The following is a 12,915-nucleotide window of genomic DNA, read 5'->3' on the forward strand; positions in this document are numbered from 1 at the left end:
GCATTCCCGCAAGGGATCACCCGAGCGGCACTACATCGCGTCACCGCGGCAGGCACCGAACTCATCGGCGGTGCCTGAGCAGATATTCGGCGCCGCGACCAGCTGACGAACGTTGCGGCGCTGAATTTTTGGTGTTTTCTTGGAAATGGTCGAATCCACCGGATGAAATGGATCAGGCCCCTGACCAGTTTGCCTGGTCAGGGGCCTGATTTACGCTCCCCCATCTGGACTCGAACCAGAAACCTGCCGATTAACAGTCGGCTGCTCTGCCAATTGAGCTATAGGGGATTGTGTCCCGGTCACCCTCTCGGGCGACCGGAGAAAACTTTAGCGCATGGGTTGTTCAGTTCCCAAATCGGCTCTCTACCTGGGGACATGTCGGTGGGGGGCGGATCGACAGGGGGGTGGGGTGTCAGGCAGGATGGGGGGCGCTGACTGGCCTACGGGAGGAGCTTCTCGACATGCTGCGGTTGATCATCGGCGTCGCGGCCGGGTATGTGCTGGGCGCGAAGGCCGGGCGAGCCCGGTATGAGCAGATCAGTAAAACCACCCGCGCAATTAGTGAGAGTCCGGTCACACGGAAGCTGGTTCAGGTGAGCCGGCAGCGGTTGTCGGACAAGTTGAGCACGCGGCCCAAGCTGGAGCCCATGGTTCCGCTGGACGAGCGGACCACCATCATGGTGCCGCACGACCAGCTGCGTCGATAGCTCGAAAACATCTCGCGCCCGGCACATTTGCGAATGTGCCGGGCGCGAGATGTGTCCGGGCACAGCGCCCGGCGAAGTGCTCAGCGCCCGGCGAAGTCCTCGGAGTTGCCCATCGCCTGGGTCATCAGGCTCTTGCGGTACTGCTCCAGCGCCACCAGATCACCGAACAGCGCGAAGTACGCCTCGGACTGCTCGGTGGAGGAGATGCGCTGCAGCTTGGACTTCAGCTCCGCGATCTGGCGGCCCACCCAGGACTCCTGCACCCGCGCCAGCACGCCGGTGACCAGGCGCGGGATGTCGGCCTCGGATTTCACGGGTAGCTGTTCCCCGGCCAATTCCGAGACTATGGCGCGCATGGTGAGGTCGTCGGTGTTGTCCGCGACCGCCGCGACCCATTCCGCACCGCCCAGCCCGGCCGCCGTGCCGCCCGCCTCGACGATGGCGGCGTGCACGGCCTTGAACGCCGGGTGGGTGAAGACGTCGGACTCGAGGGAGTCGAACACCGGTCCGGCGAACGCGGGGTACTGCAGGGCCGCGATCAGCGCCTGCCGCTGCACCATGAGCGCCGGATCACGGGGCGACGGCCGCTCCGCGGCGGGCGCGGAAACCGGCTGTGCGGCTTCCCGTTCCGGAACGCCCCGGCGCGGGGTGGCCCCGCTCGCCGCACCGCGCGCGTTCTTGCGGGCCTCGTCGCCCACCCGGCGCACCACCATCTGGATGTCGTCCCAGCCCACCCAGCCCGCGAGTTTGGTCGCGTACGCCTTGCGCAGGGCGTTGTCCTTGATCTGCGCGACCACGGGCACGCCCCGGCGCAGCGCGTCGACCTGCCCCTCGGGGGTGTCGAGGTTGTGTTCGGCGAGCAGGCCGCGGATCACGAACTCGTACAGCGGGACTCGGCGCGCGACCAGATCGCGCACCGACCCGTCGCCGGAGCGCTGGCGCAGCTCGCACGGGTCGAGCCCGTCGGGGGCCACGGCGATGTAGGTCTGCCCGGCCAGCTTCTGATCACCGCTGAACGCCTTGAGCGCCGCCGCCTGCCCGGCGTCGTCACCGTCGAAGGTGTAGATGATCTCGCCGCGCCAGAAGTTGTCGTCCATGAGCAGGCGCCGCAGCAGCGCGAGGTGTTCGTCGCCGAAGGCCGTACCGCAGGACGCCACAGCGGTTTTCACCCCGGACAGGTGCATGGCCATCACATCGGTGTAGCCCTCGACCACCACGGCCTGGTGCCCCTTGGCGATCTCGCGCTTGGCCAGATCGAGCCCGAACAGCACCTGGGACTTCTTGTACAGCACCGTTTCCGGGGTGTTGATGTACTTGGCCGTCATGGTGTCGTCGTCGTACAGCCGCCGCGCGCCGAAGCCGATCACGTCACCGCCGAGATTGCGGATGGGCCACAGCAGCCGCCGGTGGAAGCGGTCCATCGGGCCGCGCTGGCCCTGCCGCGACAACCCCGCCGCTTCCAGCTCCTTGAACTCGAAACCCTTGCGCATCAGGTGTTTCGTGAGCGTGTCCCACCCGCTCGGGGCGTAGCCGCAGCCGAACTGGTGCGCGGCGTTGTGGTCGAAGTTCCGCTCGGTGAGGTACGCGCGGGCGGTCTCGGCCTCGGGGGTCCCGAGCTGCGCGATGTAGAACTCGTGCGCGGCGGCGTTGGCCGCGACCAGGCGCGAGCGCGTGCCGCGATCCCGCTGGACCGAGGTGCCGCCGCCCTCGTAGTTGATCTTGTAGTTGAGCCGGTCGGCCATCTGCTCGACGGCCTCGATGAAGCCGACGTGCTCGATCTTCTGCAGGAAGGCGAAGACGTCACCGCCCTCACCGCAGCCGAAGCAGTGGAAATGGCCGTGATTGGGCCGCACGTGGAAGGACGGGGACTTCTCGTCGTGGAAGGGGCACAGGCCCTTCATCGAGTCCGCACCCGCCCGCTTCAGGGCGACGTACTCACCGACCACATCCTCGATCCGAACACGTTCACGAATCGCCGCGATATCGCGGTCTGGAAGTCGGCCGGCCACGGCAGCGAGTCTAGACCCGACCGCCCGACACGCTCGACCCGGACGCACGGGCTGGACACCGGACCGAAAGCCTTCTCCCCCGCATGCCAGGATCTAGCGGTGCTCAGCCTGTTCCACGACGCCCGGACCCCGGTGCACGCCGTCCCTGCCGGGGCGAAACTGCTGGTCCTGGCGGTCGCGGGCACCGGGCTGTTCTTCGTGCGGTCGATACCGTGGCTGAGCGTGGCGCTGGCGGTGACGCTGGGGCTCTACGCCCTCGCGCGGATCCCGTGGGCGAGCACCGCGCGCCAGGCGCTGAGTGCGGCGCCGGTGCTCGCGCTGATCATGCTCGCGCAGTGGCTGTTCGTCGACGGGCACAGCGCGGCCCTGGTCGGCCTGCGCCTGCTGACGCTGATCCTGCTCGCGAATCTCGTGACCCTGACCACCCGCACCTCGGCGATCATCGAGACCATCGAACGCCTGCTCGGCCCGCTGCGCCCGCTCGGCGTGCGGCCCGAACGCGTGGGCCTGCTCGTGGCCATGACGATCCGCTTCATCCCGGTCATCCGCGAACAGGCCGAGCTGGTGCGCTCGGCCCAGCGGGCGCGCGGGATCGAGCGCAGCACGGTATTTCTGATCCCCCTGCTGATCCGCACCCTGCGCATGGCCGACCAGGTCGGTGAGGCCCTGGACGCCCGCGGCCTGGACTGATCCCGGCCGCGACCCCGGGCCGGAATCAGTCCGATCCTCGATGCCCGGAGTTCGCTGGAATCCCATCGACCAGACGTAGCCACCCCGTTCACCCGTTAGCACCCCTAAGATTCCCCGGGTGCGTAGTAGGGATTTGGCGCAGATAGCGCTGTTCGCGGCAATCATGGTGGTACTCGGGTTCTTCCCGCTCATCCAGTTGCCGGGCGCGTTCGCGCCGTTCACCTCACAGACGCTGGGTGTGATTCTGGCCGGCTCGATCCTCGGCGCGAAGCGTGGCGCGCTGGCGATCCTGCTCTTCGATGTGCTGGTGTTCGCGGGCCTGCCGGTGTTGCCGGGCGGTCGCGGCGGGCTCTCGGTCGTCATGGGACCGACCGGCGGATTCATCATCGCCTACCCCATCGGCGCGCTGGTGATCGGTCTGCTCACCGAACGCCTGTGGAAGCACTACAACCTGCCCATCGCACTGGCGATCAACTTCCTCGGCGGCGCGGTCGTGCTCTACGCCATCGGCGTGCCGTGGATGGCCGTGGCCGCGGACCTGCCGCTGTCCAAGGCCATCACCACCTCGGTCGCCTTCCTGCCCGGCGACGTCGTGAAGACCGTCATCGGCTCGCTGGCCGCCATCGCGGTGCGCAAGGCGTATCCCTTGATCCCGGCCCGCGCGTGATCGAACTCGAGGGGGTCGCCCACCGTTTCGGCGAGCGCGAGGTGCTCGCCGGCCTCGATCTCACCCTGACCGAGGACCGCATCGCCGTCGTCGGCTCCAACGGGTCGGGCAAGTCCACCTTCGCGCGGCTGTTGAACGGCCTGCAGGTCCCCACAGCGGGCAGGGTCAGGGTGGACGGCCTCGATACCCGCAAGCAGGGCCGAGCCGTTCGCAAGCTCGTGGGCTTCGTGTTCCAGGACCCGGACGTGCAGATCGTCATGCCGACCGTCGCCGAGGATCTCGCGTTCGGGCTCAAACACCACGGGCTCGCCAAAGCCGATATCGCCGAACGGGTTACCGAGGTGCTCGCCGAATACGGGCTCACCGAATTCCGGAACCACCCCGCGCATCTGCTCAGCGGCGGGCAGAAGCAACTGCTGGCGATCGCGGCCGTCCTGGCGGTCCGGCCCCGCTACGTCATCTTCGACGAGCCCACGACGCTGCTGGACCTGCGCAACAAGCGCCGGGTGACGGCGCTGCTGCGCGAGCTCCCGCAGCAGGTGGTGGTGATCTCCCACGACCTGGACCTGCTCACCGATTTCGATCGGGTGCTGGTGTTCGACGCGGGGCGCGTCGTGGCGGACGGGCCGCCGGAGACGAGCATCGCGCACTACCTGGCCATGCACGACTGAGCGGTCTACCGGCGCGCTCGCGGAAGGAATCTCACAGGCGCCGGTGCGGTCCCGGCCACGAGCAGACCGGGACGACGGCGGGCATTCGGCGGGATTCGGCCGGAACCGGTCACTCTCACGGAATCACGGCCGCGAGCCGCTCCAACCGGCTCTCGGTGTAGGACGCGATCTGATCGACCACCACCCGCACCCGCGCGGTGTCGTCCTTGGCCGCCTCCCACCACGGCAACAGCAAACGGTCCAGCCCCCGCGGCGCGCCGTCGAGCAGGTGATGCGCGACCATCAGGATCCGCTCCCGCTGCCCCGCCTGGCGCACCTGATGGATCGGATCGGACAGCACGTAGCGCAGCGCCATGGTCTTGAGTACCGCGACCTCGGCCGCCACGATCCGCGGCACCTCCAGATCCGCTGTGTACCGGCACAATTGGCGGCCGCCCCAGGCCGCCCGCGTGGCCTCCACCGCCGCGGTGGCGAAGCGCCCCACCAGATCGCTGGTCATGCGCTTCAATCCCACCGAGGCGATGAGCGAGCCGTCGTAGGTCGCGGCCGCGATCACCACCGGCAGTTCGGACAGGCGCTGGGCGGCGGCGATCAGTTCCTCGGTCCCGAGCGACTTGTTCTGGCGCGCACCGAGTTCGGCCAGTGCGGCCTGTTCGATCGGGTCGGCCAGCGACCGCAGATCGATGCGCCCGACGATGACGCCGTCCTCCACGTCGTGCACGGAGTAGGCCACGTCGTCGGCCCAGTCCATGACCTGCGACTCCAGGCACTGCCGCCGGCCGGGCGCACCCTCGCGCACCCAGTTCAGCCTGTCCATGTCGACCTCGTAGGCCCCGAACTTGGTGCCGGGACCCGTTCTGCCCCAGGGATATTTGATGACCGCGTCGAGCGCGGCCCGGGTCGGGTTGAGCCCGTAGCTCTGTCCCCGGGCGTCGAACACCTTGGGTTCCAGCCGGGTGAGGATGCGGAGGTTCTGCGCGTTGCCCTCGAAACCGCCGTGCGCGTCCGCGAATTGGTCCAGCGCCTTCTCGCCGTTGTGCCCGTACGGCGGATGCCCGATGTCGTGCGCGAGCCCGGCCAGATCCACCAGATCCGGGTCGCAGCCCAGGCCGTCGGCGATACTGCGCCCGATCTGGGCGACCTCCAGCGAATGGGTGAGCCGGGTGCGCGGGGTGTCACCGTCGCGCGGGCCCATGACCTGGGTCTTGTCCGCCAGCCGGCGCAGCGCCGCCGAATGCAGCACCCGGGCTCTGTCCCGGGCGAATTCGCTGCGCCGCGCCGGGGTCGGCGACCAGCTCAGGCCCGCGGTGCGATCGCGTTCGGGGACCAGGCGCTCGCGATCGGCGTCGGTGTAGATGTGGTCGTAGTCGATGCGCGCGTTCATCACTGATCCGCCGTGTAGGTGAAGTCGGCCGAATAGTGCGAGAGCTGATACCACAGCAAAGCGAAGGTCTCCCGAGTTATGCCGTGCGCCTGCGATTCTCGCGTGTACACGGCGGGACCGGTGCGGGTCGGCGCGGTCCAGGCGGTCAGCCCGGCGTCGCGTGCCATGGTGCGCGTGCGCAGCGAATGCCACGGATCGCTCACCAGCACCACCGAGGACTTGTCGCGCGCCAGCAGCGCGGTGGACACCGCCTCCACGCTCTGCAGCGTGTCCGAGCCCGTCTCCACCGCCAGGATCCGATCCGCCGGTACGCCACGCGATTTCAGATAGTTCTTGCCCGAGGCCGCCTCGGTGTACTGATCACCGACCTGCTTGCCGCCCACGGTGACGATGAGCGGTGCCACACCCTTGGAGTACAGCTTGTACGCCTGGTCCAAGCGCGCCTCGAACACGGTCGAGGGCACCCCGTCGTACTGGGCCGCGCCCAGCACCACGATGGCGTCCGCCGGGGTGTGATCACTGATTCGCGCCACCTGCCACACCCGGAAGGCGGTCCCGCCGATCACCAGCGCACCCATCACCAGCGCCCCGACCGCGATGCGCCGCGCCCAGCGCAGAATCCCCCCGGCACGGCCGCCGCGGGACTTGTCCGCCTCCTGCTGAGTCGCCATGGGAGTGGGCTCGGGAATGCGATTCCGGAGCTTTACCAACCTCGTCGCCGCCACTCGGGCAAGCTGTCTCGCTCCGCGCCGAGGGTGGTGTCGTCACCGTGCCCGGGATACACGACGGTGTCGTCCGGGTAGCGGCCGAACAGCTTCGACTCCACATCGCCGAGCAGTGCGGTGAACTCCGCGGGCGAGCCGGTCTTGCCGACTCCGCCCGGGAACAGCGAATCTCCGGTGAACAGGTGGGTGCGGCCGTCACCGTCGGTCAGCGCCAGCGCCACCGAGCCGGGCGTGTGCCCGCTCAGGTGGATGACTCGCAGTTCGAGGTCGCCGATCGTGACGCGATCGTCGTCGGCGAGTAGGCGTTCGGGCGCGACGGGTAGCGCCGCGGCGTCGAGTTCGTGAGCGGCGGTGGGCATCCCGGATTTGGCGTGCACATCGGCCAGGGCCCACCAGTGGTCCGGATGCTGGTGCGTGGTGACCAGCAGCGCCACGCCGGCGGGTGCCTCCTGGTCGAGCAGCTCCAGAATGCGCTCGGCCTCGTTCGCGGCATCGATGAGCAGCGTGGCGCCGGTGTTCGCGCACTGCACCAGATAGACGTTGTTGTCCATGGCGCCGACCGACATCTTCACGATGCGCGCACCGGGCACCGACCGCTGTTGCGGGTTGGAACCGGGGGTGACATGACCCGTGTAGGGGGAATCGATCGTGATCACTCCACCGATCGTAGTCATCGCAGCCGACACGGGTGGACGGAAGAATCTCCGTGGCCCGCGTCCGCCGGATAGATTCGTGGCATGCGGCTATCGAAGCAGCTGTCCCTGCTCGCCTCCGGATTCCTGCTGAGCCTGGCCGTGCTGGGCGGCGGTGCGGCTCCGGCCGCGGCCGAACCGCCCGAGCGACTGCCCGGCTACGTCACCGACAAGGCGGGTGCGCTGCGCGGCGGGCAGACCGCCGAACTCCAGGCCGCGATCGACGAGCTGTACACGAAGGACCACGAGCGGCTGTGGGTCGTGTACGTGCACGATTTCGACGGGCTCGACGCCCCCGAATGGGGTGAGCGCACCGCGCGGGCCTCGGGGTTCGGGGATCGGGACGTGCTGCTTTCGGTGGCGGTCGACGATCGGGCGTACGCGTTCACCGGTCAGGCGCCCGCGTCGGTCAGCGACAAGGATCTCGACGAACTGCTCATCGACAAGGTCGAGCCGAAGTTGCGCGCCGGGGATTGGGCCGGGGCGGGGGTGGCCGCGGCGAACGGGTTGTCCGAGGCCATGAACTCCTCCGGCGGCGTGAGCCCGCGCACCATTCTGCTGCTGGTGCTGATCGTCGTACTGGTCGTACTGGCACTGTGGTTCTTCGGTCGCCGGCGCAAGGCGCGCCGCGGGAAAGCCGAGTTGGAAGGCGCTCGAAAAATTGATCCGGCCGACACGCGGGCACTCGGCGCGTTGCCTCTCGACACGCTGGATGCGCGGTCGAAGGAAGTATTGGTCGACACCGATGACGCCTTGCGCACGAGTGCCGAGGAATTGCGTCTGGCCACCGATGAATTCGGGGCGACGGCCACCGCGCCGTTCACCGCGGCCCTGACCGCCGCGCAACAGGCGCTGGCCAAAGCGTTCTCCATTCGCCAGCTGCTGGACGACGATATTCCGGAAACGCCCGATCAGCAGCGCACCATGCTGGTCGACATCATCGGCGGATGCGGGCGGGCCAATCGCGAACTCGACGCCAAGGTCACCGAATTCGACGCCATGCGAAATCTGCTCATCAATGCCGGCGAACGACTGGATACGCTGACCCGCTCGGTGGTGGATCTGACAACGCGCACACCGAATTCCGAGGCGACGCTGCGCGAATTGACGGCGGCGCATCCGGCTTCGGTGCTCGCGCCCATTCACGACAATGTCAGTATGGCGCGCGAGCGAATCGCATTCGCGGAGCGCGGTATTGCCGACGGGCGCGCGGCGGTGGCCCGGCCGGTCGGCGAACAGGGTGCGGCGGTGGCGGCGATTCGCGGGGCCGAATCCGCGCTCGACACCGCGCGGGCGCTGCTGGACGCGGTCGATACCGCGGCCACCGATATCGACCAGGCGCGCGGCGGACTGCCCGGCATCATCGAGGAATTGCGGCGCGATCTGGCCGCGGCGGCCGGGCTGACCCAGCACGGCGGCGTCGAACTGACCGGCGCGGTGGGCGCCGCGAATTCCGCTCTGGAACAGGCAGTGCGGGACGGTGAGAGCAATCCGCTGGGCGCGTTCCGCGCGGCGGTGACGGCGGATACCGCACTGGACAGGGCGATCGCCGCCGCCACCGATCGCAAGCTCGCGGCCGAGGAACTCGGGCGCCGCCTCGAGCAGACGCTCACCGCGGCCCGCAGTCAGATCAACGCGGCCTCGGATTTCATCGGCACCCGGCGCGGTGGCGTGGACGCCGAACCGCGCACCCGGCTGGCCGAGGCACAGCGCAATCTGGAACAGGCGCAGCGGCTTTCGGCCACCGACCCGGCCCAGGCGCTGCAGGCGGCCCAGCGCGCGGCCGAGCTCGGCGCGAGCGCCCTGCACACCGCCCAGGCCGCGGTGCGCGACTGGCAGGCCCGCCAGCCGAGCTCGAACTCCCAGACCGGCGCGGTGCTGAGCGGGATCCTCATCGACGGGATGCTGCGCGGGATGGGCACCGGTTATCGCGGCGGCGGGGGTCGCAGTAGCGGTGGGGGCGGCGGCGGTTACGGCCCCGGTTCCTTCGGCGGGTCGAACGGCTCCCGCCGCATCAGCCGCGGCGGGCGGTTCTGACCGGCACGCATCGGCCGTCGGCGACTCCGGGCAGCGGAATATGGGCGGTGGTGCGGAGCCACCCGCCCGCGGCGTGACCGCTCGCACGCCCGGACCATCGCGGCTGTTCGCGCCCTCGCCCGGCGCGGCCGATCAGATCGTCACAGCCAGCCGAGGCGTTCGGCGGCGCGGATCGCTTCGGCGCGGGTGGTGGTGCCGGTCTTGCCGATCGCGGCGGACAGGTGGTTGCGGACCGTGCCCTCGGACAGGTGCAGCTGTTTGGCGATCACCCCGGCCGTCGCGCCGTCCACCGCGGCGGCGAGGACCTCGCGTTCACGCGGGGTCAGGGGTGATGTTCCAGCGGTGAGGGTTTCGGTGGCCAGGGCGGGGTCCACCACGCGCAGGCCCATGTGGACGCGGCGGACCGCGTCGGCGAGTTCGCGGGCGGGAGTGTCCTTCACGACGAAGCCGCTCGCGCCCGCGTCCATCGCGCGGCGCAGGTAGCCGGGGCGGCCGAACGTGGTGACCATGAGGATGCGGACCTCGGGGTGGGCGGCGTGCAGCCGGGCGGCGGCCGAGATGCCGTCCAGGCCGGGCATTTCCACGTCCAGCAGGGCGACGTCGGGTGCGGTGCGTTCCACCGCGGCCAGGACCTCGTCGCCGCGCGCGACCTCGGCCACCACCTCCAGATCCGGCTCGAGGCCGAGCAGGGCGGCGAGCGCCCCGCGCACCAGCGCCTGATCGTCGGCGAGCAAGAGTTTGATCATTCCAGTTCCTTCGTCAGACCCGCCGGAAAGCTGGCCAGCACCCGCAATCCGCCTTCGGGACGGTTCGAGACGGTGAGGGTGCCTCCGGTCGCGCGCACCCGTTCGCGCAGGCCGCTCAGGCCGGAGCCGAAGTGCGGTTCGCCGCCGGAACCCACACCGTCATCGCTGATTTCGATGGTGGCGCCGGTGACGCGCACCGTGCAGTGCCGCGCGCCGCTGTGCCGCACGACGTTGGTCACGGCCTCCCGCAGCACCCAGCCGAAGACCACGCTGTGCCGGACGGGCAGCTCGTCGGAGTCCGGGAGCGACGCCTCGATCTCGGCCGCGCTCAAGGCGGTTCGCGCGTTGGCCAGTTCACCCTCCAGAGAGATCTCGCGCAGCCCGCCGACCGTGCTGCGCACCCCCGACAGGGCTTCGCGCGCGAGCCGTTCGACATCGGCCAGCTCGGTGCGCGCCCGCTCCGGATCGACGTCCAGCAGTCGCTGCGCCAGTTCGGTTTTCACGGTGATGACGGTCAGCGAGTGGCCGAGGATGTCGTGCACGTCCCGGCCCACCCGCAGGCGCTCCTCGGCGATCGCCAACTCCGTCAACTGTTTCCGGGCCAGGCTCAACTGCTGGTTGCGGCGGATGACCTCGCGGATGCCGCCCACCGCGAACGCCGACATGGCGATGGAGGACATCGTCGCGTAGGCCGGCGGCTGTCCCGCCAGCAGCTGGGGCACCACCGTGGTGGCCAGGATCAGGACGGCCAGCGCCACCAGCGCACGGGGCACCGGCAGGGCGAAGGCGATGAACGTGCCGACGAAGATCGCGAGCCCGAGCACCTCCGAGTGCAGGGTCGGCGCGGCCGCCGCCATCAGCGCGCACAGCAGTGCCAGCGGCACGACGACCGTGCGCGGGTGCGGATCGATCCACACGTCCCGCCCGCCCGAGCCGCGCAGCAGATACCAGTAGGCCCCCACGAAACACACCCCGAAGGCCACGATCACACCCAGGCTGTACGCCCGCTCGAGCGGGTCGTCCAGGCTCCACGCCCGCCGCAGCGGATCCACCAGATACACCGCCCACACCGCGGCGAAGATCAATCCCACCCGCCGCCGCGTCGCCACACTGTCCCGCACATCGCGGGACGCTACCCCAGCGCGCAACCGGCGGCCGGGCACGAACCACCGCGCCGCCCTCGCGAACCACCGCCCGTCACCGCTCATCCCTCCACCCTGGGCCACGCCCGCCGCGGACGCCGCTCACGACCGTCACGCTTCGCCCATGACACCTGTCACGCGTTCATGCGAACGGCCGGGCAGATGGAGCGTTCCCGAGTCCACCGCCACGGCTACCGGGGGCCGGAGGTGTCCGGCCTGCGACGCCCTGGCGTCCATCCCACACCGCAACGACTTCGGTCAGACCGTCACGGTCACCGTGTGGAAACCGCTGGGGCCCACCGGGAACGGGACCGGAGGCGTTCGGCCTGCGACACCCTGGCGTCCATCCCGCGCCGCAACGACTTCGGTCAGACCGTCACGGTCACCGTGTGAAAGCCGCTGGGGCCCACCGGGAACGGTGCCGCCGGCTCCCCGCTCTGGACCTGGCCCGAGCGGCCGGTGACGCGGGCCGAGATCGCGTGGGTGCCCGGGGGCAGGTCCACCACCGTGCGCCAGCGCCGCCAGGCGGCGGGGGCGATCTCCGCGCCGAGTTCGACGGGGAGCCAATCTGTTTCACCGACCCGGATCTCGACCAGGGAGACGCCCTGGGGCGGGGCCCAGGCCACGCCCGCCAGGGTCGTCTTGCCCGAGCCGGGTTCGGCGGTGGCGGTGACGTCGATGCGGGCCTGCGGGGTGACGCGCAGGGTCTCCCTGGTCCAGCCGCGCTTCCACCAGTAGTCGACGTGCGAATCGTCGGAGAACTCCAGTTCGGCGAGGTACTTCGCGCCGGTGTACTGGCCGTAGAGGCCGGGCACGAAGACGCGGGCCGGGAAGCCGTGCTCGGGCGGCAGGGGTTCGCCGTTCATTCCGATGACCAGGTAGCCGGGCAGTTCGCCGCTGCGCAGCTCGTCCAGCGGCAGGGAGATCGTGTAGCCGTCGACGGCGCGGGTGATCAGGCGGGTCGCGCCCGCATCGGGGACCGCGTGGTCGAAGAGCGTGGCGAGCGGGACGCCGAACCAGCGGGCGTTGCCCGCGCGGCCCTGACCGGGCACGTTGTGGACGCACACCATGACGGCGTCGAATTCGACGGCCTGATCGGCGAGATCGGCGAGCGAGAGCCGCAGCGGATGCGCGACCTTGCCGGTGATCGACAGCCGCCACTGGGCCGGATCGATGCGGGGTGCGCGCGAGTTCACGTCGGCGACGTAGAACCGGCCCGCCCTGGTGATGAGCGGGGACAGGCCGGGCTCGTTGCTCAGCCCGTCGTCGGGAACCGGGGTGCCCGACCCCATCGGCCCGATCGCGGCGACGCGATCGCGATGGCGCTGATCGGTGCGGCGCACGAGGGTTTCGGCGGCGGCGAACAACCCGGCGCCGGCCGTCGTCGAATGCGGGACACGTAACCTGCCCGCTCGGGCGGGAGTGAAGAGCCCGGTCCGGTTTCT

13 protein-coding genes and 1 tRNA gene are annotated in these 12,915 nt (G+C 69.9%); 5 read left to right on the top strand and 9 right to left on the bottom strand.

Features of this window, described 5'->3' with window-relative positions; all coding sequences use genetic code 11:
• Positions 1–30: 30 nt before the first annotated feature.
• Both ABZ319_RS15200 and ABZ319_RS15205 read right to left on the bottom strand, forming a co-directional pair.
• On the bottom strand, positions 31–159 hold the full coding sequence (locus ABZ319_RS15200) for a hypothetical protein (RefSeq protein WP_354986998.1): 129 nt from the start codon (positions 157–159) through the stop codon (positions 31–33).
• 56 nt (positions 160–215) lie between these two features.
• A tRNA-Asn gene (locus ABZ319_RS15205) sits at positions 216–288 on the bottom strand.
• Positions 289–461: 173 nt separating this feature from the next.
• Between ABZ319_RS15205 and ABZ319_RS15210 the strand changes: the two genes are divergently transcribed.
• Entirely contained in the window at positions 462–707 is a 246-nt protein-coding gene (locus tag ABZ319_RS15210; protein WP_354986999.1) for a hypothetical protein, read from the top strand.
• A gap of 80 nt (positions 708–787) precedes the next feature.
• On the opposite strand, the gene dnaG is transcribed toward ABZ319_RS15210, so the two are convergent.
• Positions 788–2,716 carry a DNA primase gene (gene dnaG / locus ABZ319_RS15215; RefSeq protein ID WP_354987000.1) on the bottom strand — a complete coding sequence of 643 codons (1,929 nt, stop codon included), beginning with the start codon at positions 2,714–2,716 and terminating at the stop codon, positions 788–790.
• Positions 2,717–2,815: 99 nt separating this feature from the next.
• Here dnaG and ABZ319_RS15220 point away from each other — a divergent pair, with 99 nt between their 5' ends.
• The 3 genes from ABZ319_RS15220 (at position 2,816) to ABZ319_RS15230 (ending at position 4,744) form a co-directional block, all read left to right on the top strand.
• Entirely contained in the window at positions 2,816–3,406 is a 591-nt protein-coding gene (locus ABZ319_RS15220; RefSeq protein WP_354987001.1) for an energy-coupling factor transporter transmembrane protein EcfT, read from the top strand.
• A gap of 118 nt (positions 3,407–3,524) precedes the next feature.
• On the top strand, positions 3,525–4,073 hold the full coding sequence (locus ABZ319_RS15225; protein WP_354987002.1) for a biotin transporter BioY: 549 nt from the start codon (positions 3,525–3,527) through the stop codon (positions 4,071–4,073).
• Complete coding sequence (locus ABZ319_RS15230) at positions 4,070–4,744, top strand: ATP-binding cassette domain-containing protein (protein WP_354987003.1); 675 nt, start codon at positions 4,070–4,072, stop codon at positions 4,742–4,744. Before ABZ319_RS15225 ends, ABZ319_RS15230 begins: the two co-directional genes overlap by 4 nt.
• Positions 4,745–4,859: 115 nt before the next feature.
• On the opposite strand, the gene ABZ319_RS15235 is transcribed toward ABZ319_RS15230, so the two are convergent.
• From ABZ319_RS15235 to ABZ319_RS15245, 3 genes are read right to left on the bottom strand one after another with little or no spacing between them, the layout of a single operon-like run.
• Positions 4,860–6,128 (bottom strand): deoxyguanosinetriphosphate triphosphohydrolase, encoded by a 1,269-nt coding sequence (locus ABZ319_RS15235; RefSeq protein WP_354987004.1) that lies wholly within the window; start codon positions 6,126–6,128, stop codon positions 4,860–4,862.
• On the bottom strand, positions 6,128–6,799 hold the full coding sequence (locus tag ABZ319_RS15240) for a YdcF family protein (RefSeq protein WP_354987005.1): 672 nt from the start codon (positions 6,797–6,799) through the stop codon (positions 6,128–6,130). Before ABZ319_RS15240 ends, ABZ319_RS15235 begins: the two co-directional genes overlap by 1 nt.
• 32 nt (positions 6,800–6,831) lie before the next feature.
• Positions 6,832–7,527: an MBL fold metallo-hydrolase gene (locus tag ABZ319_RS15245; protein ID WP_354987006.1), complete on the bottom strand. Its 696-nt coding sequence runs from the start codon at positions 7,525–7,527 to the stop codon at positions 6,832–6,834.
• A gap of 63 nt (positions 7,528–7,590) precedes the next feature.
• Here ABZ319_RS15245 and ABZ319_RS15250 point away from each other — a divergent pair, with 63 nt between their 5' ends.
• Positions 7,591–9,582: a TPM domain-containing protein gene (locus ABZ319_RS15250; RefSeq protein WP_354987007.1), complete on the top strand. Its 1,992-nt coding sequence runs from the start codon at positions 7,591–7,593 to the stop codon at positions 9,580–9,582.
• Between the two features lie 140 nt (positions 9,583–9,722).
• On the opposite strand, the gene ABZ319_RS15255 is transcribed toward ABZ319_RS15250, so the two are convergent.
• The 3 genes from ABZ319_RS15255 to ABZ319_RS15265 form a co-directional block, all read right to left on the bottom strand.
• Complete coding sequence (locus ABZ319_RS15255) at positions 9,723–10,328, bottom strand: response regulator transcription factor (protein WP_354987008.1); 606 nt, start codon at positions 10,326–10,328, stop codon at positions 9,723–9,725.
• Entirely contained in the window at positions 10,325–11,449 is a 1,125-nt protein-coding gene (locus ABZ319_RS15260) for a sensor histidine kinase (RefSeq protein ID WP_354987009.1), read from the bottom strand. The genes ABZ319_RS15255 and ABZ319_RS15260 overlap by 4 nt, the downstream gene beginning before the upstream one ends.
• A gap of 389 nt (positions 11,450–11,838) precedes the next feature.
• A partial coding sequence (locus tag ABZ319_RS15265) for a molybdopterin-dependent oxidoreductase (RefSeq protein ID WP_354987010.1) occupies positions 11,839–12,915 on the bottom strand: 1,077 nt, incomplete at its 5' end.

Origin of the sequence: Nocardia sp. NPDC005978 (assembly GCF_040614455.1) — a bacterium.
Taxonomy (GTDB): domain Bacteria; phylum Actinomycetota; class Actinomycetes; order Mycobacteriales; family Mycobacteriaceae; genus Nocardia.